The 21,889-nt window shown below is 68.0% G+C and carries 24 protein-coding genes; 13 read left to right on the plus strand and 11 right to left on the minus strand.

Annotated elements, in window-relative coordinates; genetic code table 11:
• Window positions 1-33: 33 nt before the first annotated feature.
• Window positions 34-687 carry a VTT domain-containing protein gene (locus Y900_RS15420; protein WP_051660400.1) on the minus strand — a complete coding sequence of 218 codons (654 nt, stop codon included), beginning with the start codon at window positions 685-687 and terminating at the stop codon, window positions 34-36.
• Between the two features lie 135 nt (window positions 688-822).
• Between Y900_RS15420 and fbaA the strand changes: the two genes are divergently transcribed.
• Window positions 823-1,860: a class II fructose-bisphosphate aldolase gene (fbaA, locus tag Y900_RS15425; protein ID WP_036343006.1), complete on the plus strand. Its 1,038-nt coding sequence runs from the start codon at window positions 823-825 to the stop codon at window positions 1,858-1,860.
• Between the two features lie 56 nt (window positions 1,861-1,916).
• Here fbaA and Y900_RS15430 read toward each other — a convergent pair whose 3' ends face one another.
• Window positions 1,917-2,648, minus strand: a complete 732-nt coding sequence (locus Y900_RS15430) for an Rv0361 family membrane protein (RefSeq protein ID WP_036343008.1) — start codon at window positions 2,646-2,648, stop codon at window positions 1,917-1,919.
• A 92-nt stretch (window positions 2,649-2,740) separates the two neighbouring features.
• Between Y900_RS15430 and Y900_RS15435 the strand changes: the two genes are divergently transcribed.
• Window positions 2,741-3,157 carry a DUF3151 domain-containing protein gene (locus Y900_RS15435; protein WP_036343010.1) on the plus strand — a complete coding sequence of 139 codons (417 nt, stop codon included), beginning with the start codon at window positions 2,741-2,743 and terminating at the stop codon, window positions 3,155-3,157.
• Here the strand turns inward: Y900_RS15435 and Y900_RS15440 are convergent.
• From Y900_RS15440 to Y900_RS15455, 4 genes are all read right to left on the minus strand, one after another.
• Window positions 3,154-4,926 carry an FUSC family protein gene (locus Y900_RS15440; protein WP_051660082.1) on the minus strand — a complete coding sequence of 591 codons (1,773 nt, stop codon included), beginning with the start codon at window positions 4,924-4,926 and terminating at the stop codon, window positions 3,154-3,156. The two genes, Y900_RS15435 and Y900_RS15440, sit on opposite strands and share 4 nt — an antisense overlap.
• Before the next feature lie 5 nt (window positions 4,927-4,931).
• Window positions 4,932-5,828, minus strand: coding sequence for a cation diffusion facilitator family transporter (locus Y900_RS15445; protein ID WP_036343012.1), 897 nt, complete (start codon window positions 5,826-5,828; stop codon window positions 4,932-4,934).
• Window positions 5,829-6,037: 209 nt separating this feature from the next.
• The gene (locus Y900_RS15450; RefSeq protein WP_036343014.1) at window positions 6,038-6,817 is read right to left on the minus strand and encodes a site-2 protease family protein; all 780 of its coding nucleotides are present in this window, start codon (window positions 6,815-6,817) and stop codon (window positions 6,038-6,040) included.
• A gap of 37 nt (window positions 6,818-6,854) precedes the next feature.
• Complete coding sequence (locus Y900_RS15455) at window positions 6,855-7,463, minus strand: hypothetical protein (protein ID WP_036346871.1); 609 nt, start codon at window positions 7,461-7,463, stop codon at window positions 6,855-6,857.
• Window positions 7,464-7,532: 69 nt separating this feature from the next.
• Between Y900_RS15455 and Y900_RS15460 the strand changes: the two genes are divergently transcribed.
• From Y900_RS15460 to Y900_RS15470, 3 genes are read left to right on the plus strand one after another with little or no spacing between them, the layout of a single operon-like run.
• The gene (locus tag Y900_RS15460; RefSeq protein ID WP_036343015.1) at window positions 7,533-8,828 is read left to right on the plus strand and encodes an adenylosuccinate synthase; all 1,296 of its coding nucleotides are present in this window, start codon (window positions 7,533-7,535) and stop codon (window positions 8,826-8,828) included.
• Window positions 8,825-9,463 (plus strand): PaaI family thioesterase, encoded by a 639-nt coding sequence (locus Y900_RS15465; protein WP_036343017.1) that lies wholly within the window; start codon window positions 8,825-8,827, stop codon window positions 9,461-9,463. Before Y900_RS15460 ends, Y900_RS15465 begins: the two co-directional genes overlap by 4 nt.
• 19 nt (window positions 9,464-9,482) lie before the next feature.
• Window positions 9,483-10,187, plus strand: coding sequence for a hypothetical protein (locus tag Y900_RS15470; RefSeq protein WP_237752570.1), 705 nt, complete (start codon window positions 9,483-9,485; stop codon window positions 10,185-10,187).
• On the opposite strand, the gene Y900_RS15475 is transcribed toward Y900_RS15470, so the two are convergent.
• Window positions 10,154-11,359 carry a cytochrome P450 gene (locus Y900_RS15475; protein WP_036343019.1) on the minus strand — a complete coding sequence of 402 codons (1,206 nt, stop codon included), beginning with the start codon at window positions 11,357-11,359 and terminating at the stop codon, window positions 10,154-10,156. The genes Y900_RS15470 and Y900_RS15475 overlap by 34 nt on opposite strands.
• 9 nt (window positions 11,360-11,368) lie before the next feature.
• Window positions 11,369-13,468: an MMPL family transporter gene (locus Y900_RS15480; protein ID WP_081845115.1), complete on the minus strand. Its 2,100-nt coding sequence runs from the start codon at window positions 13,466-13,468 to the stop codon at window positions 11,369-11,371.
• A gap of 59 nt (window positions 13,469-13,527) precedes the next feature.
• On the opposite strand from Y900_RS15480, the gene Y900_RS15485 reads away from it, so the two are divergent.
• From Y900_RS15485 to Y900_RS15520, 8 genes are all read left to right on the plus strand, one after another.
• A complete protein-coding gene (locus tag Y900_RS15485) occupies window positions 13,528-14,001 on the plus strand; it encodes a MarR family winged helix-turn-helix transcriptional regulator (protein ID WP_036343020.1) in 474 nt (157 codons plus the stop codon).
• Between the two features lie 108 nt (window positions 14,002-14,109).
• Complete coding sequence (locus tag Y900_RS15490) at window positions 14,110-15,816, plus strand: alkaline phosphatase family protein (RefSeq protein WP_051660083.1); 1,707 nt, start codon at window positions 14,110-14,112, stop codon at window positions 15,814-15,816.
• Between the two features lie 31 nt (window positions 15,817-15,847).
• Window positions 15,848-16,960 carry an AAA family ATPase gene (locus Y900_RS15495; RefSeq protein WP_036343022.1) on the plus strand — a complete coding sequence of 371 codons (1,113 nt, stop codon included), beginning with the start codon at window positions 15,848-15,850 and terminating at the stop codon, window positions 16,958-16,960.
• A 21-nt stretch (window positions 16,961-16,981) separates the two neighbouring features.
• A complete protein-coding gene (gene purT / locus Y900_RS15500; protein WP_036343023.1) occupies window positions 16,982-18,160 on the plus strand; it encodes a formate-dependent phosphoribosylglycinamide formyltransferase in 1,179 nt (392 codons plus the stop codon).
• Entirely contained in the window at window positions 18,157-18,597 is a 441-nt protein-coding gene (locus Y900_RS15505; protein WP_109751221.1) for an Rv0361 family membrane protein, read from the plus strand. The genes purT and Y900_RS15505 overlap by 4 nt, the downstream gene beginning before the upstream one ends.
• Window positions 18,598-18,631: 34 nt before the next feature.
• Window positions 18,632-19,045: a rhodanese-like domain-containing protein gene (locus tag Y900_RS15510; protein ID WP_036343025.1), complete on the plus strand. Its 414-nt coding sequence runs from the start codon at window positions 18,632-18,634 to the stop codon at window positions 19,043-19,045.
• Entirely contained in the window at window positions 19,042-20,262 is a 1,221-nt protein-coding gene (locus tag Y900_RS15515; RefSeq protein WP_036343030.1) for an O-succinylhomoserine sulfhydrylase, read from the plus strand. Before Y900_RS15510 ends, Y900_RS15515 begins: the two co-directional genes overlap by 4 nt.
• Window positions 20,263-20,264: 2 nt before the next feature.
• Window positions 20,265-20,711 carry a hypothetical protein gene (locus Y900_RS15520; RefSeq protein WP_036343032.1) on the plus strand — a complete coding sequence of 149 codons (447 nt, stop codon included), beginning with the start codon at window positions 20,265-20,267 and terminating at the stop codon, window positions 20,709-20,711.
• Here the strand turns inward: Y900_RS15520 and Y900_RS15525 are convergent.
• From Y900_RS15525 to Y900_RS15535, 3 genes are read right to left on the minus strand one after another with little or no spacing between them, the layout of a single operon-like run.
• Window positions 20,708-21,085, minus strand: coding sequence for a DUF4267 domain-containing protein (locus tag Y900_RS15525; protein ID WP_081845116.1), 378 nt, complete (start codon window positions 21,083-21,085; stop codon window positions 20,708-20,710). The genes Y900_RS15520 and Y900_RS15525 overlap by 4 nt on opposite strands.
• Before the next feature lie 19 nt (window positions 21,086-21,104).
• Entirely contained in the window at window positions 21,105-21,407 is a 303-nt protein-coding gene (locus Y900_RS15530; RefSeq protein WP_036343034.1) for an NIPSNAP family protein, read from the minus strand.
• Between the two features lie 2 nt (window positions 21,408-21,409).
• Window positions 21,410-21,886, minus strand: coding sequence for a DUF1772 domain-containing protein (locus Y900_RS15535; protein WP_036343036.1), 477 nt, complete (start codon window positions 21,884-21,886; stop codon window positions 21,410-21,412).
• Window positions 21,887-21,889 lie beyond the last annotated feature (3 nt).

Consider the following 21,889-nt stretch of genomic DNA (forward strand, 5'->3'; position numbering starts at 1 on the left):
CGGGCCTGCGCCGCGATCTAGGCTCCGACGCGCCTACGACTCGGCAACCGGGTCGGCCGCTTTGGAGGATCTGCGGCGCTTGTACCACTCCCAGATCATCGGGCTGATCGACGCGACCGCGATGAGGATGAAGATCGGTTCCAGGAGCTTCTGGATGATCGCGAACTGCCCGAGCCCGTAGCCGAGCAGCGTCAGGCCGACGCCCCAGAGCACCGCACCGATGACGTTGTAGAGCGTGAAGACCGTGTACTTCATCTTCGCCGCGCCTGCGGTGATCGGGGCCAGGGTGCGCACGATGGGTACGAAACGAGCGAGCACGATCGCGAACGGCCCGCGCTGCTCGAAGAAGAGATGCGCTTCGTCGAGGTAGCGCTGCTTGAGGATCCGCGCGTTCGGTTTGAACATGGCGGTGCCCAAGAAGCGGCCGACGACGTAGCCTACCTGGCCGCCGAGTACGGCGGCGAGGGGGATGAACAGCAGCAGCTGCCACAGCTGGAAGTCGGCGTTGACGTCGGCGCCCTGTGCGGCGGTCCCGGCGGCGAGCATGCCCGCCACGAACAGCAGGGTGTCGCCGGGCAGCACGGGGAAGAGCACGCCGGACTCGATGAAGACGACGACCAGGATGCCGACCAGAGCCCAGGTGCCGAACTGCTCGATCAGCTTCAGCGGGTCGAGGAAGTCGGGCATGAGCGCCAGGGTGGTGGTGGTCACGAGGCCCAAGGGTACCGGTGACCGCCGAGACGTCACTGTCAGCGACCTGTGCCAGTCGATCGGCTTCTTGTCATACTGACCTCGTCAGCCGGACAGTCGGAAGGAAGTGCCATGCCCATCGCCACGCCCGAGGTCTACGCCGAGATGCTGGGCCGCGCCAAGGAGCACTCGTTCGCGTTCCCGGCAATCAACTGCGTGGGTTCGGAGAGCATCAACGCGGCGATCAAGGGCTTCGCCGACGCCGGCAGTGACGGCATCATCCAATTCTCTACCGGCGGAGCTGAATTCGGGTCCGGGCTCGGTGTCAAGGACATGGTCACCGGCGCGGTGGCCCTCGCTGAGTTCGCCCACGTCGTCGCCGCCAAGTACCCGATCACGGTCGCGTTGCACACCGACCACTGCCCCAAGGACAAGCTCGACGGCCTGGTTCGTCCGCTGCTCGCGATCTCCGCAGAACGCGTCGGCAAGGGGCAGAACCCGTTGTTCCAGTCGCACATGTGGGACGGCTCGGCGGTCCCGATCGACGAGAACCTGTCGATCGCGCAGGAACTGCTCAAGCAGGCCGCCGCCGCCAAGATCATCCTTGAGATCGAGATCGGTGTGGTGGGCGGTGAAGAGGACGGCGTCGAGGCCGAGATCAACGAGAAGCTGTACACCTCGCCGGAGGACTTCGAGAAGACCATCGAGGCGCTCGGCGCCGGTGAACAGGGCAAGTACCTGCTGGCCGCGACATTCGGCAACGTGCACGGCGTCTACAAGCCGGGCAACGTGGTGCTCAAGCCCGAGGTACTGGCCGAGGGCCAGCGGGTGGCCTCGGCCAAGCTCGGTCTGCCCGAGGGGTCCAAGCCGTTCGACTTCGTCTTCCACGGCGGCTCGGGTTCGCTGAAGTCCGATATCGAGGATTCACTGAAGTACGGCGTGGTCAAGATGAACGTCGACACCGACACCCAGTACGCCTTCACCCGCCCGCTGGCCGCGCACATGTTCACCAACTACGACGGGGTGCTCAAGATCGACGGTGAGGTGGGCAATAAAAAGGTCTACGACCCGCGCAGCTACCTCAAGAAGGCCGAGGCTTCGATGGCCGAGCGCGTCGTCGAAGCATGCAACGACCTGCACAGCGCCGGCCGGTCCGTGTCAGCCGGCTAGTAGTGATTTCGGCGCGTTTTCCGTTCGTTCAGCGGCGGTTAGCGCACCGGAATCACTCAGGACGCCTGGCAGATCTTCCACTGGTTGTCGCGGAACTGCAGGTCGAAACTGCGGGTCGATCGCGTCGACGGGTCGAACGCCATGAACGACGTGACGTTGGCCTCGGCGTGGTCGCCGTTGACGACGATCTCGTCGATGCTGGCCACCACCGGGTACTGCCGGGCCGCGGCCACCCGCGCGTGGGTGTCCGACCAGGCTGCGTCGTCGTACTTGACGTAGCTGTCCCTGGTCTGGCCGCAGGTGATACCGCGCAGGGCGGCCAGGTCGCCGTTCTGCACGGCGGTGTCGAAGTTCTGGATGGTCGCGCGGACCATGTTCTCCTGCGACGCCTTTGCCGAGTCGTTGCGGGTGAGCAGGACGGTGACGAGCACCGCGATCGCGGCCAGCGCGGCGATCACCGCGATCACCGCGAGCACGAAAGCCCAGCTGCGCCTGCGGGTCGCCGGCGGGCGCGGCGGGATGGCCTGCGGGCCCGTCCGGGGCGGCCCCGACGCCGGGAAGACTTCGGTCGGCGTGGAGAAGATCTCGGTTTCCGGATCGGGCTCGCGATGGATGATCTGCGTCGACCCCGCATCGAATCCTGGTGCGGTGAAACGACGTTCGGCCGGCGGCTCGGTGGCCCTGAACACCTCGGTGGCCGGGTCGGTCTCCTGAGGAGCCTGCTCGTCGCCGGCGGGCGCGACGGGTCCGGTGACCTCGTCGTGGTCGGGCCCGGATGGGTTCGACATGTGGTGCTGCCGTCCTCCTGAAGTACTGGTGCTTCTGACCCTAACCGTTGGGTCCGGCCATCGGCGGGCGGCGGCACCGGCACAATAGGGCAATGACATCGTTTGGTGACCTTCTGGGCCCCGAGCCCGTGCTGCTGCCTGGGGATATCGAGGCCGAAGCGGAACTGCTGGCCGGGGAGAAGGCGGCCATCGTCGCCGCGGCGCACCCTACCGCGTCGGTGGCGTGGGCGACCCTGGCCGAGGAAGCGCTGGCCGATGACAAGGCGATCACCGCCTACGCCTACGCCAGGACGGGCTACCACCGTGGGCTGGACCAGTTGCGCCGCAACGGCTGGAAGGGTTTCGGTCCCGTCCCGTATCGCCACGAGCCGAACCGCGGCTTCCTGCGCTGTGTCGCGGCGCTGGCCCGGGCCGCCGACGCCATCGGGGAGACCGACGAGTTCGCCCGCTGCCTGGACCTGCTCGACGACTGCGATCCGGCGGCGCGCGTCGAACTCGGTCTGGCCTAACGGTCCTGGGCCAGCGACTGACGCAGTTCGGTGACCTCGTCGGCCAGGAACGGCAGGGGATCGCCGCGCTCGGGCGCTGCAGCACCGGTGCGCACCGCGGTTGCGAGCGCACCAAGCGCCTCGACGTGCTGCTGTGCTGATCGGCCGCCGAACAGCAAGCGGCCGAACTCGACGCCGTCAGCGCGGTGCTCGATGGTCCAGCAGGCCGCGATCGTGCGGTAGGCCAGCTGCTCGGTCGCGGTCACCGCAGGCAACAACTGCTCGGCAGCTTCCCGCTGCCGTACCGACCCCGCCCTCGCGGCCTCGTCGGATTCCATCAGCGCGATCGTGGCGATCTGCAGATCCCGTCGGGCCGCGCGTGCCGCCAGCCCGACGGTGTCACCGGCTGCTACGTAGGGGAGCACTTGCGCGGCCGCGTCCAGGGTGCGCGCTATCGCGTCGGTCAAGCGGGTCGACTCCTGCCAGCGGACAGCCACCAGGTAGACGGCCACCCCGATCGCGCATCCGATCAGCGTGTCGATGCCGCGCGCCAGCAGAAGGTGCGCGACGTCGACCGTATGCGTGCCCGACGAGATGGTCAGCGCCGCAGTGGTGATGAAAACCGTTGCGAGCGCGTAGTTCCGGACCACCAGAACCTCGATGACGAAGTTCAGCAGTGCCAGCAGCAGCACCAGCCACAGGTCGTGCGGGTGTAGCGACAGGATCAACGCGGCCAGCGCGAGGCCCACCCAGGTGCCCAGCAGCCGCTCGCCGCCGCGGCGCAGCGTGCGGCTGCGATCGGTGCCCTGATGCAGCACCAGCACCGCGGCGGCCATCGCCCAGTACGCGTGATCGACGCCGAGGGCCATCGCCGCGGCACCGGACAGCAGGGCGCCGACCGCGACGCGCTGCATGATGTGGCGGACCGGCGACCCCGGGCTGATCGCGCGGCGCAGCACGGTGAGCACGGGCGGACTGCCCAGCGGTATCCGGTCGGCGTCGCGGGTGGCGACGTCCTCTGGCGGCGACTGCAGCGTGCCGAGTCGGCGGGCCAGTGCGGCGGTCTCGGGAGCTGCGGCGGCGCCCTGCGCGGCGGCGGTCACCGCGGTCGTGAACAACACATGCACCGAGTGGTTGGCGGCGCGCAGCCGGTGCAGGACGCTACTCGGGCTGGCTTGCAGCGGTTGGTAATTCACCAGCACGCTCCACGAGCGGTGCAGCGCGGCGGCCGCGCGGTGGCGGGCGGCGCGTTCCCGCGGCGAGTTCGCGGCCTCGATGTAGTCGGCGACGGCCTCGGCGGCGGCCGCGACCGCGGCACGCTCGGGCTTGCGAAAATGGACGAGCGCCCCGGCCATCTGAACCAGCCATGCCACCGCGCCCCCGGCGAGCACCAGCAACCCCAGCGTCCAGGGTGTCAAATGGGCTGCGGAGGCACCGATTCCGGCGGCGCAGGCAACGACGAAGATGTACGCCCCGGGTGGTCCGACGGCCAGTGCGTTGCACAGCCACACCGCGGCGACGGCGACCAGTGACACCATCAGCACCCCGAACCACGGCACCTGGGCCGACCACCCGCCCAGGGCGACGGCCGCTGCCAAAGACATCGCGACAGTCGCAAGCTCGATACCGCGGTTGGCGTAGGGCCGGTCGCCGCCGAATCGGGACGTGAACGCGCCGAGGGTGGCGATCAGTCCGGAGCCCATGACCCCGGCGGCCCATCCTGCGGTGACGGGAATGGCGGTGCTGATCGCCGCGCGCAGGCCGATGGGCCAGCGCGGCGGGGCGTTCAACTAGCTCACCAGTCGGTCTGGCCGGGGCAGTCGTCGGCGCATCCGGGTGGCTCGACCTGCACCGTCGCGTGCTCCAGCCCGCGGGCGGACAGCACCGCCCTGGCGTCGTCGAGCACACGATCGGAATCTCCGGTGCTGGTCAGGTGTGCGGTCACCATGTCCTTGCCCGGCACCAAGGTCCACACGTGCAGATCGTGCACCTCGGTGACGCCGTCGACGGCGGCCAGCGCTGCCCGCAGCTCGTCGACGTCGATGTGGGCGGGCGACGATTCGGACAGGATGCGCAGCGCGGCCCGGGCCAGCCCGATCGCCCTGGGCAGCACCCAGATCGCGACGAACACCGCGACCACCACGTCGGCGTACGGCCAGTGCGTCGTCACGTTCACGATGCCGGCGATGAGCACGCCGACGCTGCCGACGGTGTCGGCCACCACCTCCATGTAGGCGCCCTTGACCGCCAGGCTCTCCTGGGATTGGGAGCGCAGTAGCAGCACGACGGCCAGGTTGGCGACCAGGCCGGCGACGGCCACCACGATCATCGGGACGCCGGGGATCTCGGGTGCGTTGCCCAGCCGGTCGATCGCCTCGTAGAGAATGAACGCCGCGACACCGAGCAGCAGCACGGCGTTGGCGACGGCGGTGAACACCTCGGCCCGGTGCCAGCCGTAGGTGCGGGCCGCCGAAGCCGGTCCGTGGCGGGCCAGCAGCACGGCGGTCAGCCCCATGAACATGGCGACCAGGTCGGTCAGCATGTGTCCGGCGTCGGCCAGCAGCGCGATCGAATTGATCATCAATGCGGTGGTCAGCTCGATGGCGAAGAACACGGTCAGGATGCCCGCGGCGATCAGCATCCGGCTCACCCGCGCGTCACCGCCGTGGCTGTGGTCGTGTCCGGCTCCCATGCCAGAAATATATGCATAGAAGTGCATATGTTGCAAGCGTCGTGATTCCGAGTGGGTCATGTCGCGCAACTGACGCAGCGGGAAATTTCTTGCCAAGTCGCCGCCGAGCGGTCGTTCCCTGGATAAATTGAGGGTGCCAATCCGGGGGATGGACCGAGCCGGGGGGCAACGACGGCGGGGATCGCTGCCCCCCGGCTTGGTGCCTGAGATCAGATCCAGGCAGACCAGAACCGGGTCAGCTGAGACCCGATCGCTGCCAGACCGCCGGGCACTCCGGAGAGGTCGAAGAACCAGAACACCACCGAAAAGAACCATCGGTTCATGGCCGGCGCGAGCAGTAGAACCAGCAGGAACAAGAACCCGAACTGCTTGGCCGGGGCCACCGCGCGTTGCGTTTCAGGGCTCAGATGCGGCTCCAGCGCGCCGTAGCCGTCCAGGCCCGGAATCGGCAGCAGGTTCAGCAGCAAGGCAGTGATCTGCAGGAAGCCCAGGAACGCCACCGCTGACCAGAACACGCCGTGGGCCGGGTCGTAGAACATCCGGGTGGCGACCAGCAGCACGAGCGCCAGCAGCAGATTGGCTGCCGGCCCGGCCAAGCTGACCAGGGTGCGCTGCCGTGGCGTCATGAAGAAGGTGCGGACGTAGACCGCGCCGCCCGGCAGCCCGATGCCGCCGAGCGCGATGAACACCAGCGGAAGAGCCAGCGACAGCAGCGGGCTGGTGTACTTCAGCGGGTTGAGGGTGAGGTAGCCGCGGATCGCGACGTCATGGTCGCCGTAGCGCCAGGCCGTGTACGCGTGGCCGAATTCGTGCAGGCACAGCGACACCACCCAGCCGGCGATGACGAAGATGAACACCCCGACGTAGGCCAGCGGCCGCACGGTTTCGGCGGCCAGCCAGGCCAGCACCCCGCCGGCAACCGTGATCGCGACGATCACCAAGAAGACGGGGCTGGGCCGCACCGACTGGCGCAGCGGTCGAACGCTCACCTCACGAAACTACCGGAGACACGTCGCGACCTGCCCCTCACGAGACCCGCAGCCACCCCGTGGTGTGCCGGTAGAAGGCCGAGCGTTTCACCTCGCGCGGCAGCGGGGAGCCGTCGCGCACCACCCGGGCGCCGGTGGTGCCGAGTTGGACGGCGCGCCCGGTCAGCCAGCGCCGCGGACGCATCCGGCCGGTCAGCGCCGCCGCCCGCAGGCCGGGCATGACGGCCATCGGCTCGACCCGCACCGCGGTCACCTCGCCGTCGAAGAGCACCTGGTCGTCGACGACTGCTTCGCCCCGGATCACCCGGCCCTCGTCGGTCGGCAGCCAGAACGCGGCATCCGCCAACGCTGTCCCGGTCTCATCGCGGATCAGCGGAATGCGTTGTGCCACACCGGTCAACGCGCGCCGGGCGCCGCGCCACCGCGACACTGTGGCGACCTCCACGTCGAGGCGGTCGAGGCGCATCAGCCGGGTCAGCACCGCGGCCAGGTCGGCCGTCGAGCCCACCACGATCACCCGCGAGGCCCCAGCGACGGCGGCGTCGATCGCGGCTGGATCGTCGACGTCACGGCGGTCCAGGGACGCCAGCGCGCGGGGCAGCCGGCGGCCCCCGAAACGCAACACGGTGATCGTGGTGTTGGTCAACGACACTCCTCGTGCTGCGCTCCGATAGGGTAGGTCACCGGCTGCACCACAATAAGCAGGAGAAATACCATGCCGGCAATCGTCCTCATCGGCGCCCAGTGGGGTGACGAGGGCAAAGGAAAAGCCACCGATCTGCTCGGTGGACGCGTGCAGTGGGTGGTGCGCTACCAAGGCGGTAACAACGCCGGCCACACCGTCGTACTGCCGACAGGCGAAAACTTCGCGCTGCACCTCATCCCCTCGGGCATCCTCACCCCCGGCGTCACCAACGTCATCGGCAACGGTGTCGTTGTCGACCCGGGCGTGCTGCTGGGTGAGCTCGCCGGGCTGGAGGATCGCGGCGTCGACACCTCGGGCCTGCTGATCTCGGCGGACGCGCACCTGTTGATGCCGTATCACGTGGCGATCGACAAGGTCACCGAGCGCTACATGGGCAGCAAGAAGATCGGCACCACCGGCCGTGGCATCGGGCCTTGCTACCAGGACAAGATCGCCCGGATGGGCATCCGCGTCGCCGACGTCCTGGACCGCGACCTGCTGGCTGCCAAGATCGAGGCCTCCCTCGAGCTCAAGAACCAGGTGCTGGTCAAGATCTACAACCGCAAGGCGCTCGACGCCGACGAGGTGCTCGAGACGCTGCTCGCCCAGGCCGACGGCTTCAAGCACCGGATCGCCGACACCCGCCTGCAACTCAACACCGCGCTGGAGGCCGGCGAGACGGTGCTCTTGGAGGGATCTCAGGGCACGCTGCTCGACGTCGACCACGGCACCTACCCGTACGTCACGTCGTCGAACCCCACCGCCGGCGGCGCCGCGGTCGGCTCCGGCATCGGCCCCACCCGGATCACCACCGTGCTCGGGATCCTGAAGGCCTACACCACCCGGGTCGGATCGGGGCCGTTCCCCACCGAGCTGTTCGACGAGAACGGCGCGTATCTGTCCAAGACCGGCGGCGAGGTCGGCGTTACCACGGGCCGGGCGCGCCGCTGCGGCTGGTTCGACGCGGTGATCGCCCGCTACGCGACCCGGGTCAACGGCATCACCGACTACTTCCTGACCAAGCTCGACGTGCTGTCCAGCCTGGAGACGGTGCCGATCTGCGTGGGCTACACGGTGGACGGCAAGCGCACGGACGAGATGCCGATGACCCAGAGTGACATCGCCCGCGCCGAACCGGTCTACGAGGAGCTGCCAGGCTGGTGGGAGGACATCTCCGGCGCCCGCGAATTCGACGATCTGCCCGCCAAGGCGCGGGACTACGTTCTGCGGCTGGAAGAGCTTGCCGGGGCTCATGTTTCGTGCATCGGGGTCGGGCCGGGACGGGACCAGACGATCGTGCGCCGCGACGTGCTGGCCCCCCGATGACCGATCGAGACGAATACGAACTCGACCCCGACTACTACAAGCACGGCGGCTTCCCGAAGTTCGAAGTCGCCCGGCCTGGTGAAGGTTTCGGCCGGTTCTTGACCGCGATGCGACGGGCGCAGGACCTGGCGGTCTCGGCCGACCCGGATCCGGACACCTGGAGCGCGGCTGCCGATCTCGCCGATCAACTGGTCGCCCTACTCGGGCCGTTCGAAGCCGCAGAAGGGGTCGGGCCTGCCAACCGGGTGCCGAGCCTTCCGGGTGCGGGCAGCCTGCTGATGCCACCGTATCGGGTCACCCAATTCGATTCCGATGCCGTCGAATTGACGGTTCGGTTCAGCCGGTTTCACGTCGGGGGCAACTACGCCGTGCACGGCGGCGTGCTGCCGTTGACGTTCGACTCGGTGTTCGGGATGGTCATCCACGCCACGGGCCGCCCGATCAGCCGCACCGCGTTCCTGCACGTCGACTACCGCAGTGTCACCCCGATCGACACGGAGCTCACGGTGCGCGGCTGGCTCCGCGAAGCCGAGGGTCGCAAGGCCTTCGTCAACGCCGAGATGAGAGATCCGGATGGCACACTCTGCGCGGAAGCGCACGGATTGATGGTGCGTCTGCTGCCCGGGCAGCCCTGAGGTCTGTCACGATAATCGTGTGGCTGGCTCCAATATTGACATCAAGCGCTCGTCAACCCTGAAAAGCCTGACCACGCCGCGGGCCGCCGCGGCTGCCGGGGTCGCGTTCGCGTTGTTGTTCGGCGCCAACTTGATCCTGATCCGCTCGTCGCTGCCCGAGGGGGCGCAGCCCGGATCGCAGTGGCTGGACGCCGCCGGCGGCAAGATGAAGATCGCGGCGGTTCTGATGCCGTTTGCGGGGATCAGTTTCCTGTGGTTCATCGGCGTGGTGCGCGACGGCCTCGGCAGGCTGGAAGACCGGTTCTTCGCCACGGTATTCCTCGGCAGCGGGCTGCTGTTCCTGGCCATGATGTTCGTGACGAGCGCCATCGGGGCGGGTCTGGCCGCAGGCAACAGCGCGCTGGGCCACGAACTGCTCGGCAACAGCGAGGTGGCGCTGTTCGGGCAGATGGTGGTGCTGACCCTGTCGAAGACCTATGCGCTGCGAATGGCTGCGGTGTTCATGATCTCGCTGGCCACGATCTGGTTGCGCACCCACCTGATGCCGCGCTGGCTGGTGTATGTCAGCTATCTGCTCGCGGTGGCGCTGTTGATCGCCAGTGACGTCAGCATGTGGCTCACGCTGAGCTTCCCGATCTGGGTGCTGGTGGTGAGTGTTCTACTGCTCGCCCGGGCGGGCGTGTTCGAGGATCACCAGGCGACCGGCAGGGACCGCAATCCGTAGATGAAGTGGAACGGCTTGAATTCGATGTCGTCGAACGGCTCGGCGCATGTCAGTGCCGGGAAGCGGCGCAGCAGCGCCGGGAACGCGATGCGCATCTCCATCTGGGCCAGCGGCGCGCCGAGGCAGTGGTGCACCCCGTGACCGAATGCCAAGTGGCTCACGATGTCTCGTCTGATGTCCAGTACGTCGGGATCGTCGACGAAGGCCGCGTCCCGGTTGCCGGACGCCAATGATGCCAGCACCAGGCTGCCGGCCGGGATAGCGACACCGGCGACCTCGGTGTCGGTGGTGGCCAGGCGGGGAATGCTGCTGTGCACGATCGACAGCCAGCGCAGTAGCTCCTCGATGGCGGGGGCGACCGCGTCCGGGTCGTCACGGACCGCCGCGAGCTGATCGGGGTGACGCAACAGCGCCAGGGTGCCCAGTCCCAGCATGTTCGACGTGGTTTCGTGCCCGGCGAGCAGCAGCAGACCGGCGATGCCGACCAGCTCGTTGTCGCTGAGCTCCGTGCCGTGGTCGCGCACCAGCATGCCGAGCATGTCGTTTCCAGGCGTGCGCCGGGCCGCGGCCACCAGCGTGCCCATGTACTCGCGACCTTGGCGCGCCAGCTCCAGGCGTTCAGGGATCGGAAGCGACAAGTCGAGCTGACGGGCGCTGCGCCGCTGGAAATCGTCCCGGTCGCCATAGGGCACGCCGAGCAGCTCGCAGATCACCAGCGACGGGATCGGCAGCGCGAACTCGGACACCAGATCAGCTGGCGCACCGGCAGTCTCGAGCACATCCAGTCGCGATTCGACGATCTCGACGATGCGCGGTTCGAGCGCTTTCATCCTGCGCACGGTGAACTCGCCGGTCAGCATCCGGCGTAGCCGGGTGTGCTGGGGTGGGTCGAGGGCGAGCAGGTTGCCGGCGCGGGCGTTGGCCTGCTCCTCCTCGGGCAGCTGCGGTGCGCCGGGCAGCACGAAGCCCGGTGGCCGTCCGTTGGCGAAGTGCTCGTGATCGGACAGCACTGCCCGGACGTCGCCGTAGCGCGTGATCAGGTATACCTGCATGCCGAACGCGTTGACGGCGGTGACCACTCCGCTGCCGTCACGGATGTCGCGCAGTTCCGGGGCGGGATCGAACCCGTTGCGCCGCATATGCAGTGGTGGCAGTGCGGCCGCAGATGTCATCCCACGACGTTACGCGCGTTCGGCGGGTTCGATCTCTGCGCGGGAGAACGCCGGCCACCAGATCGCCGGGCCGATCAGGGTGAACAGCGCGGGGATCACCACGGTACGAACCGCGAAAGTGTCCAGCAGGATGCCAAGGCCGACGATGATCCCCAGCTGGGTGAGCACGATCAGCGGCAGCACGCCCAGCACGGTGAACACCGCCGCCAGCACGATCCCGGCGCTGGTGATGACCGCGCCCGTCGCCGAGACCGCCCGCACGATCCCACCGCGGGTGCCGTGCTGCGGGGTCTCCTCGCGGGCACGGGTGACCAGGAAGATCGTGTAGTCCACTCCGAGGGCGACCAGGAACAGGAACGCGAAAAGGGGGGTGGTGTTGTCCAGCGCGGGAAAGCCGAGCAGGTGCACGCTGACCCAGCCGCCGAGACCGAGCGCGGCCATGGTGGACAGCACGGTGGCGGCGACCAGGATCAGCGGCGCCAGTGCCGCCCGCAGCAGGATGTACAGCACCGCGAGAACGACGATCAGGATCGCCGGGATCACCACCCACCGGTCGTGGACCGCCGCGTTCTTGGCGTCCAGTGCCTGCGCATCCGATCCACCCACCAGCGCGCCTGGGTCGGCTTGGTGGACTGAATTACGAAGAGCGGCAATGGTATCGAATGACGCGTCGGAGGCGGGCTCGGCCGCGAGCACAACTTGCCATTGACTGAGGCCGCTGGCTGAGCTGCCGGCCGGGTTGACCGAGATGACCCCCGGTGTGCTCCGGATGGCCTGCTCCACCGCGCCACCCGCGTCGCTACGACCGATGACCCGCGTCGGGTCGGTCAAACCGCTGGGGAAGTGCGCCGACAGCGTCCGATATCCGGCCACCGAGTCGGCGCTGACCCGGAACTGGTCGATCTGGTTGAGTCCCACCGGGGTCGCCAGCAAGCCGGTCGCCAGCACGATCAGCACCGCCGTGGAGGCGACGGTGACCCGACCGGCATGGTTGGACACCCAGTCGGCGACCCGATGCCAGGCGCCGGTGGCGGTGACCTGTTCGCCGCCGATGCGAGGGATGAACGGCCAGAACAGCTTCGGGCCGCACAGTGCCAGCAGCGGCGGCAGCATCAGCAGCACGAACACGGCTGCGACCACGAGCCCGGAGGCGGCCTGCACTCCGAGGCTGCGCGTGCTCGGTGACGAGGCGAACAACAGGGTCAGCAGGGCCAGCACCACCGTGGCATTGCTGGCCGCGATCGCGGGCCCGGCGAATCGGACCGCGGTGCGCAACGCCGCCCGATGATCTTCTGTCGAACGCAATTCCTCCCGATAGCGCGAGATCAACAGCAGCGCGTAGTTCGTCCCGGCACCGAACACCAGCACGCTGGTGATGCCCGAGGTCGAGCCGTCGGCGGTCATCCCGGTGCTTTCGGCGATCGCCGAACCCAGCACCGCGGCCACCCGGTCGGCGAACGCGATGACGAGAAGAGGCACCAGCCACAGCACGGGCGATCGGTAGGTGATGATCAGCAGCAGCGCGACCACTGCGCCGGTGACCGCCAGCAGGGTGATGTTCGCGCCGGAGAACGCATTCGCGATGTCGGCGCCGAATGCGGGGCCGCCGGTGACGTTGGTTGTCAGGTCGCCGGGCAGCCCGGACTTGGCCGCCTCTCGCAGCGATTTGACTTCGTCGTTGAGCGCGAAGCCGGACAGCGTGGAGTCAATCGGCACCGGCGCGAGGGCGGCCTTGCCGTCCTCGGATGCGGTGACCGGAATCGGGGGACCGCCCGTGCCGGTTGCGGCGATCATCCGCCCGCGGGCCGCGTCGGCAGCGGCCAGGTCGGCCGTGCTCAGCGCCCCGCCGTCGGTGCGAGTGACGACGAGGATCACCGGCGCCGCCCCACCTCCGGGGAACTCCTTGAGTAAGGCAGCGGCCTTGGCAGATTCCGCGCTGGGAGGAAGTGCGACCGGTGACTGATCGGCCGACGAGCCCTGCCCGATGGCGCCCATCAGTCCGCCGCCGATCACCGCGATGATCAGCGCCAACAGCCAGGAAAGTCGCTTGCTGACAAGCTCGCCGACGCGGTCCCAGGCGGGTCGCCGGCCCTCGAGTCCTCGGTGCATGACCCCAACATAGCTTCATTTTCTTAACATTTCATCTCCTTAACAGATACCCTGGTGACATGGAACCATCCGGTCGGCCCGCCCTGGAGGCCGCCGTGGTCGCCGACGTGCAGGCGCTGTCCGCCGAATCGGATCAGATCGGCCGGGCATTCGCCGGGATCCACCGGTTGTCCGCCAACGATTTCCGCGCACTGGTGCACGTGATGGTCGCCGAGAACGCCGGCACGCCGCTGACTGCGGGGGAGTTGCGCACCCGGATGGGACTCTCGGGTGCGGCGATCACCTACCTGGTCGAGCGGATGATCGAGTCCGGGCACCTGCGGCGCGACTCCGACCCCGCCGACCGGCGCAAGGTGCTGCTGCGCTACGCCGACCACGGCATCGAGGTGGGCCGGGCGTTCTTCACGCCGCTGGCCACCCACACCCACCGCGCCCTGGACGAGATACCCGACTCTGATCTCGAGGCGGCCCACCGGGTGTTCACCGCGGTACTGGCTGCGATGACGGATTTTCGCGCCGATCTGAATTCATAACCGGTCCACGCGGCGGCCGCGTCATTTTTCCCGACTTTGCTGCGAGCCATGGTGAAGTAGGCAAAGCTACTGGCGTCTAACGGGTCTTGGGGAATCGGGTGATTGCGCGTGAAGCGAACCAAACAACTCTGCGTCGGCGTCGCGGCGGCAGGCATCTTCGGTCTGGGCTCGACGGTCGCGACCGCGATCGCCCACGCCGATTCCCCCGATTCCTCCGCCGGCCCGTCGGCCGGTTCGTCGAAGGCAAGCACGCCTAGTGCGGGGCCGAAGGCCCGCAATCGTTCCGCCACGGCGGGCGCGGTGAGTCAACCTGTGAAGTCGTCCGCGGTCCGTAACCCCGCAGCGGGGGTACGCAAGTCGGCAAGCCCAGCGGCAGAGGCTCTTTCGGTGGCCCTGTCCACGCTGGGCATCACGCCGGTGGTCTCCGGGGGCGGCGGGGCGTCGTCGACGGTGTCGCCCGCGGTCGGCCGTAGCCGTCGCGGCCTGGTGATGACGGCTACCGCATCCGCGGCCGCGGCGAGCAACGGCGGATCGGTCAGCACGCCGCCCACCGGTACACCGACACACGTGCTGGTGATCGGGATCGATGGAACGAATCTCAGCGCCATCCTGTCCAACCCCGACAACGTCAACCTGCAGGCCCTGATGACCACCGGCACCACCGCAGCGTCGACGATGGTCGGGCACACCACGATTTCCAACCCGTCGTGGACCAGCATCTTGACCGGCGTGTGGAGTGAGAAGGCGGGCCTGTTCAACAATGTCTTCACGCCCTGGACGTACGACAAGTGGCCGACGGTCTTCAATCAGCTCGAGGCCGCCGACCCCACCATCCAGACCACGGCGATCGCTGACTGGGAGAACATTGCCCAGATCGCCGGGGCCGGTTCGATTCCCGCCGACGTGATCAAGTTCTTCCCTAAGTACAACAACAGCTGGCTGGACACCGACGACCTGGTGGGCCAGGCGTCCGTCGACGCTATCAACGGCACCACCGCGGGCGTTTCGAGCTTCAACTTCACGTACTTCGTCGGAGTCGACAACACCGGGCATGAGTACGACGCCGGGTCGCAGCAGTACAAGGATGCGCTGAAGAACGTCGACGACAACGTCGGCGACATCATGCAAGCGGTCAACGCCTGGAACTCCGCGCACCCTGACGAAAAGTGGACCGTGCTGGTGACCACCGACCACGGCCAGGTGCCGTGGCCGACAATTCGGCTCGGCTCCGACATGCGCGCGCACGGATTCCAAACACCTTGGGAAACAACCACGTTCGTGATCGCAAACGGCACCGGCTTCACCGCGGGGGCGATCAACAACACCTATTCCAACATCGACATCACCCCCACGGTGGACGCGCTGTTCGGGCTGACGCCGCCGTCGTATTCGGCCGGTTCGCCTTTGATGGACCTTGCCAAAAGTGATTACACGCCGCTGGTCCCCGGCTTCGACGGGATCAACCAAGCGCTGACAGATGCGATCGCGATGTACGGCTATCCCGATGTGGCCACCAACATCGCCCTGGACCTGCGGACTGTCGCCGGATTCGTTCCCTATTTCGTGTACTCGCTCTTCAACGGACTCACCGCGGACATGACCGGACCGCTTACGCTGCCGATCCAATTCGTCGGTGCGGTGCTCTACCAGCTGGTCAACATTCCGGCGCAGATCATCGCGCGGTTGACCGGGGTGACCGGCAACCAGATCATCCCGCCCGACCTGTGGCCGTACACGCCGGTGCCCGGTGTTCAGCCGTTGCCGCCGGCGCCACCGACCGCCACCGTGCCGACGCCCGTCGCGATCGCGGTCTGAAACTGTCGTCCCCGCCTGGTTAGGTGGGGGCGTGCTCGACACCGTCGCCGTGGAGAACTACCGGTCGCTGCGCCGGCTGATCCTGCCGCTGCGCGGGCTCAATGTCGTCACCGGTGCGAATGGCGCCGGGAAGTCCAGCCTGTACCGCGCGCTGCGGTTGCTGGCCGACTCCGCACGCAACGGCGCGGTCAGTGCGCTGGCCAGGGAAGGCGGGCTGAGCTCGACGATGTGGGCCGGTCCCGGCAAGACGGGCCCGGTGAGCCTGAAGCTCGGCTTCGCCGGTGAGGACTTCGGTTACGCCGTGGACTTCGGCCTGCCCCAGGAGACCGAAACAGCGTTCAACCTGGACCCCGAGATCAAGTCGGAAGTCGTGTGGGCCGGTGCGACGCTGCGGCCCTCGGCACTGCTGGCGCAGCGGTCGGTGCGCACCGTTCTGCTCCGCGATGGCGACGACACCTGGCACCCCGCGGCCACGCTGCGGCCGTTCGACAGCATGCTCAGTGAAGTCGCCGACCCGCAGGCGGCGCCCGAACTGCTGGCGTTGCGCGAGCGGGTTCGGTCGTGGCGGTTCTACGACCACGTCCGCACCGACACCGACGCGCCTGCCCGCCAGCCGCAGATCGGTACCCGCACAATGGTTTTGAGTCATGACGGGGCAGACCTTGCCGCGGCCTTGCAGACCATCGCCGAGATCGGTGACGCCGGCGCTCTGGGCGAGGCCGTGGACAACGCGTTTCCCGGCAGCAGGGTGCAGATCCGCACCGAAGGCCGATTCGAGGTGACGCTGCGCCAGCCCGGCATGCTGCGTGCCCTCACCGCGGCCGAGCTGTCCGACGGCACGCTGCGCTACCTGCTGTGGGCTGCCGCGCTGCTCACGCCGCGACCGGCCGAGCTGACCGTGCTCAACGAACCGGAGTCCAGCCTGCACCCCGACCTGTTGCCCGCACTGGCCGCGCTCATCGCGCGGTCCTCGGAACGATCGCAGATCGTGGTGGTCACCCACTCCGCCGCGTTGGTCGAGGCACTGCGCAGGCGTCAGCACGACGTGAACGCGATCGAGTTCACCAAACAGGAGGGTCAGACCACGATCGTCGGCCAGGGCCTACTTGACGAGCCGTCCTGGCACTGGCCTGCACGGGGATGAACCCACCTATCCTTGGGCAGCATGCGGGTGATGCTGGTGGGGTCGGGTGAGCTGAGTCGGGAGTTGGTGCTGGCGTTCCAGCGACTCGGAGCCGAGGTGGTCGCCGTCGACCGCTACGCCGACGCACCGGCCCACGACGTCGCCGACGACGCGCTGGTCGTGAAGATCACCGATCCCGACGAGCTGACCGCCGCCATCGCCCGGGTCGAACCGGAGTACGTCGTCGTAGACACCAATGCCGTGGCCATCGACGCGCTGCGCGCGGCCGCCGACAGTGGCGCCACGCAGGTGGTGCCCGGTGTGTACGCCACCCAGCTGAGCCTGGACCGCGAGGGCATGCGCCGGCTGGCCGCCGACGAACTGGGCCTGCCGACCGCTCCGTTCTGGTTCGCCGGGTCGGTCGCGGAGCTGACCGCCGTCGCCGACCATGCCGGCTTCCCGCTGGTGGTCAAGCCCGTGATCGGCGTTCCGGGTCAGGGCCAGTCGGTGCTGCTGCGCCCCGACGACGTCGAGCCCGCGTGGCAGCGGGCCGTCGCGGCCGGTGGCCGGGTGCCGCACAACCGGGTGCTGGCCGAGACCGTCGTCGAGATCGACTACGCCGTCACCCTGCTCACGGTGCGGACCGACGGGCCGGCCGGCCCGGCCCTGCACTTCTGCGAACCGATCGGACATCGCCAGGTCGACGGCGGTGTGCTGGAGTCCTGGCAGCCCCAGCAGATGACGCTGGCTGCGCTCGGGGCGGCGAAGTCGGTGGCCGCACGGATCGTGCGGGCGCTCGGCGGCCGCGGCGTGTTCGGGGTGGAGCTGCTGGTGCGCGGGGACGAAGTGTATTTCTCCGATGTCAGCGTGCGTCCCTACGACAGCGGTCTGGTCACGCTGCGCACCCAGCGGTTGTCGGAGTTCGAGTTGCATGCCCGAGCGGTTCTGGGGCTGCCGGTGGACACCATCATGATCTCGCCGGGCGCCGCCGAGGTCACCTACGGCGGTACCGAGGAGACCGCCGGCCGCACTGACATCAACCCGGCGGTGCTGGCCGAGGCCATGGCCGTCCCGGAGAGCGACGTGCGCCTGCTTGGCCGGCACGAGGGTGCCGCGAGACTGCGGCTGGGAGTCGCCTTGGCCACCGCATCCGATGTCACCGCCGCGCGCGATAGGGTTCGCCAGGTGTCGACCGCCCTGCACCGCGTGTGGCAGCCGTGACCGAACCCGAGGACGACGGCGCCAGCCCGATGCCGATTCTGATCGCGCTGGGTGTCGCGGTGCTGATACTCGCCGCGGTGGGGATCGCCTGGCTGATCGACGACAAGAAGCCGATGAGTGAGGACGTGCTGGTCGGCCGCGCCGCGGTCGGGCAGAACGACGCGCTGCAGCGGGACAACTACCCGGACTTTCGCAAGTACACCTGCGCCGCGCAGCAGGGTGCCGAGGCGGATGTTCTTGGCGTCCAACAGAAGTCGAAGGCCGCACGCGGCGCCCGGTACGTCGACGATGTCACCGACGTGAAGATCGACGGTGACAAGGCCACCGCCACCGTCGTCTACCACTTCGAGAAGGCGGCGGACGCCAAGCTCAAGACCCCGATGACCTTCGTCCGGGAAAATGGGGAGTGGACAGTCTGTTCGCCCGGTCCGGTCTGAGAGCCATCCAGAATCGTGTGGAAGGATCGGACGGGTGAGTTACGCAGGAGATATCACCCCTGAGCAGAGCTGGAAGCTGCTCAGCGAGAACCCCGAGGCGGTGCTGGTGGACTGCCGTACCGACGCCGAATGGCGGTGGGTCGGGGTGCCCGATCTGTCCAGCCTGGGCCGCAACGTGGTCTTCGTGGAATGGAACCGCAGCAACGGTCAGCGCAACGAGGACTTCGTCGCCGAACTGAACGCTGCCGGCGTGACGGCCGGCGAGCGCCCGGTGGTGTTCATCTGTCGCTCCGGGAATCGCTCCATCCCCGCAGCCGAGACAGCGACCGCCGCGGGAATCGCGCCCTCCTACAACATGCTTGACGGGTTCGAGGGCCAGCTGGATGCTGACGGCCACCGCGGCAGCAACGGCTGGCGCGCTCTCGGTCTGCCCTGGAAGCAGTCATGACCGAGTCGACAGATCCGGTGCCGTCGGTCCGGATTCCCGCGCCGCTGCCCGACGGTGTCAGCCAGGCGACCATCGGGGTTCGGGGCGGTCTGCTGCGCTCGGAGTTCGAGGAGACCGCCGAGGGGCTGTACCTCACCTCGGGGTATGTGTACTCCTCAGCCGCCGAAGCCGAGAAGGCGTTCACCGGCGAGATCGATCGCTACGTCTACTCCCGCTACGGCAACCCGACGATCTCGATGTTCGAGGAACGCCTGCGACTTATCGAAGGTGCGCCTGCGGCATTCGCCACCGCATCGGGGATGGCCGCGGTGTTCACCTCGCTGGGCGCGCTGCTTGGTGCCGGCGACCGGTTGGTGGCCGCGCGCAGCCTGTTCGGCTCCTGCTTCGTGGTGTGCAACGAGATCCTGCCGCGCTGGGGTGTGGAAACCGTCTTCGTCGACGGCGACGACCTGTCGCAGTGGGAAGAGGCGCTGTCGGTGCCGACGCAGGCCGTCTTCTTCGAGACCCCGTCCAACCCGATGCAGTCGCTGGTCGACATCGCGGCGGTTTCCGAGATGGCGCACGCTGCCGGGGCAAAGGTTGTGCTGGACAACGTTTTTGCCACCCCGCTGCTGCAGCAGGGCATCCCGCTGGGCGTGGACGTGGTGGTGTATTCGGGCACCAAGCACATCGATGGTCAGGGCCGGGTGCTCGGCGGTGCGATTCTCGGGGACAAGGAGTACATCGACGGTCCGGTGCAGAAACTGATGCGCCACACCGGCCCTGCATTGTCCGCGTTCAACGCCTGGGTGCTGCTGAAGGGCCTGGAGACGTTGGCGGTGCGGGTGGACTACTCGAATCGCTCTGCGCAGCGCGTCGCCGAGTTCCTGGAAGCCCAACCCGGCGTCAACTGGGTGAAATACCCCTTCCTGGAATCACATCCGCAATTCGACCTGGCGAAGCGGCAGATGCGCGGCGGCGGCACGGTGGTGACATTCGAACTGGACGGCGGCAAGGCCCGGGCTTTCGATGTGCTCGACAAGCTTCAGGTCATCGACATCTCGAACAACCTCGGTGACGCCAAGACGCTGATCACTCATCCGGCGACCACCACGCACCGTGCGATGGGGCCGGAGGGCCGTGCCTCGATCGGGCTCGGTGACGGGGTGGTGCGGATCTCGGTCGGGCTGGAAGGCACCGAGGACCTGATCGCCGACCTGGATCGCGCGCTGGGCTAGCGGTGTCGCGCAAATCCGACGCCAAGAAGGCCCGCCGAAAGAAGCGGCAGGCAAGCCGTGACGAGCGCTGGTTGCCCGGCGACGTCAAAGGCGCCCTCGACGACGTAGACGTCGAATTGGCCCAAGCGGTCGAGGCATTCGACGAATGGCTGACGTCGCGCGGCTGGACGTTCGACGCAGAATTCTCCACCGACACTCTGATCAGCTGGTTCTTCGAGCCGTCGGCTGCCGCGGTCGCAGACGAGGGGTACGAGCCGGTCACGCGGATCTGGATCACGGCCTCCGGTGACGAGGACGACTTCCCGGAGGCGGTCAAGGCGGTGCTTGTCGGCACCGGCGAAGACGCGGGCGCGCTCTACACCGTCGAGCCGGAAGTCCTTCTCGCCCAGATCGATCCGATCGAGGCATACCGGCCCGGCGATGCCGTTCCGGTCCTCGACGACACCTAGGACAGCAGCAGCAGCGCGGCGGTGACGAGCATGACCGCGGCGGTGGCGCCATGGATGCCCAGGCTGATGGACTTGGGCCCGCCGCTGCGATGCACGATGACCGCGTCGGCGACGGGAATCACCGTGGCGGCCACCAGCATCCAGCCCAGCAGGTGGGTGGCGCCGGCGACGAGCAGGACGATGACGACGAGCCCCGATGCGATGTCGCGCACGCCCTTGACGCTCAGATAGGCGCCTACGGCCCCTTGATCTGGATCGGCGGGCACGCCGTATCCGGCTGCAGCGACGCGCGGGGCGAGGACGAATCGCGCGCCGATGACGATGATGCCCGCGGCGATGAGACCCGAGAGCGTGTAGCCGATTGTCGTGATCATGATGAAAACCTCTCGGGTATCAGTGAAGTGGATTGAGCAGGATCGTCTGGACATCCACGATCTGGGTGGTGTCGAAACCCGCCATGTCGGCGGCGAATTCCGGACTGGCCATGATGTGGCGGGTGAGTTCGGCCGTGTCGGCGCCGGCCGGGAAGCGGATCAGCGCGACCAGTCGGTGCGTCCCGCCTGACTGCTCCGTCCATACGCCGTCGGTGCTGACCCCGAATGTCGGGAAAGTCTTCAGGTGACGCGTCCAGTGCACGGTCGCATACTGCTGCAGAGCCTCTGCGGATCGCAGGGTGTAGATCCTGAGCTGAAGCATCGTCAGATGGCCAATGCCACGCAGAGCGCAGTCACCGCGAGACCCTGCAGAGCCGCGCGAGCGTTGATGACGCGGTCCCAGTTCGCCTGTAGTACACGACCGTTCGGCAACTGTGTACCGCTGATCGCGGCCGCGGTCAGCTGGCGGTTGATCGGTGCGCTCACCCGGGTGTAGATCGTGAGCCAGGTCAGTAGCAGAAGCACTGCGATGCCCGCTGCACTCGCCTGCGGCCCGTGCCCGCTGAGTGCTGCCAGCACAGCGCATGCCGCGGCGGCGAGAACACCGAGCACGCCGGGCACCGGCATCCGACGGTCGCCGTATTTGTGGGTCAGGCCGGTGACCATGACCAACGCGTCGTCGTCGATGGCCACCAGCGCCGGCCTCAGCACGATCGCGCAGAAGACGTCGGTGCCGTAGACGACCGCGGTACCCAGCACGGCGAGCGCCGCGGCGATTCGGGTGATCACATCCAGATCCATCGG

The sequence above is a fragment of the Mycolicibacterium aromaticivorans JS19b1 = JCM 16368 genome, from assembly GCF_000559085.1.
GTDB lineage: Bacteria > Actinomycetota > Actinomycetes > Mycobacteriales > Mycobacteriaceae > Mycobacterium > Mycobacterium aromaticivorans.

Bases quoted from the DNA above. Each gene is read 5' to 3' on its own strand.
- Y900_RS15420 (WP_051660400.1), bottom strand. From the start codon at position 687: ATGCCCGACTTCCTCGACCCGCTGAAGCTGATCGAGCAGTTCGGCACC.
- fbaA (WP_036343006.1), top strand. From the start codon at position 823: ATGCCCATCGCCACGCCCGAGGTCTACGCCGAGATGCTGGGCCGCGCC.
- Y900_RS15430 (WP_036343008.1), bottom strand. From the start codon at position 2,648: ATGTCGAACCCATCCGGGCCCGACCACGACGAGGTCACCGGACCCGTC.
- Y900_RS15435 (WP_036343010.1), top strand. From the start codon at position 2,741: ATGACATCGTTTGGTGACCTTCTGGGCCCCGAGCCCGTGCTGCTGCCT.
- Y900_RS15445 (WP_036343012.1), bottom strand. From the start codon at position 5,828: ATGGGAGCCGGACACGACCACAGCCACGGCGGTGACGCGCGGGTGAGC.
- Y900_RS15460 (WP_036343015.1), top strand. From the start codon at position 7,533: ATGCCGGCAATCGTCCTCATCGGCGCCCAGTGGGGTGACGAGGGCAAA.
- Y900_RS15465 (WP_036343017.1), top strand. From the start codon at position 8,825: ATGACCGATCGAGACGAATACGAACTCGACCCCGACTACTACAAGCAC.
- Y900_RS15475 (WP_036343019.1), bottom strand. From the start codon at position 11,359: ATGACATCTGCGGCCGCACTGCCACCACTGCATATGCGGCGCAACGGG.
- Y900_RS15480 (WP_081845115.1), bottom strand. From the start codon at position 13,468: ATGCACCGAGGACTCGAGGGCCGGCGACCCGCCTGGGACCGCGTCGGC.
- Y900_RS15485 (WP_036343020.1), top strand. From the start codon at position 13,528: ATGGAACCATCCGGTCGGCCCGCCCTGGAGGCCGCCGTGGTCGCCGAC.
- purT (WP_036343023.1), top strand. From the start codon at position 16,982: ATGCGGGTGATGCTGGTGGGGTCGGGTGAGCTGAGTCGGGAGTTGGTG.
- Y900_RS15515 (WP_036343030.1), top strand. From the start codon at position 19,042: ATGACCGAGTCGACAGATCCGGTGCCGTCGGTCCGGATTCCCGCGCCG.
- Y900_RS15525 (WP_081845116.1), bottom strand. From the start codon at position 21,085: ATGATCACGACAATCGGCTACACGCTCTCGGGTCTCATCGCCGCGGGC.
- Y900_RS15530 (WP_036343034.1), bottom strand. From the start codon at position 21,407: ATGCTTCAGCTCAGGATCTACACCCTGCGATCCGCAGAGGCTCTGCAG.
- Y900_RS15535 (WP_036343036.1), bottom strand. From the start codon at position 21,886: ATGGATCTGGATGTGATCACCCGAATCGCCGCGGCGCTCGCCGTGCTG.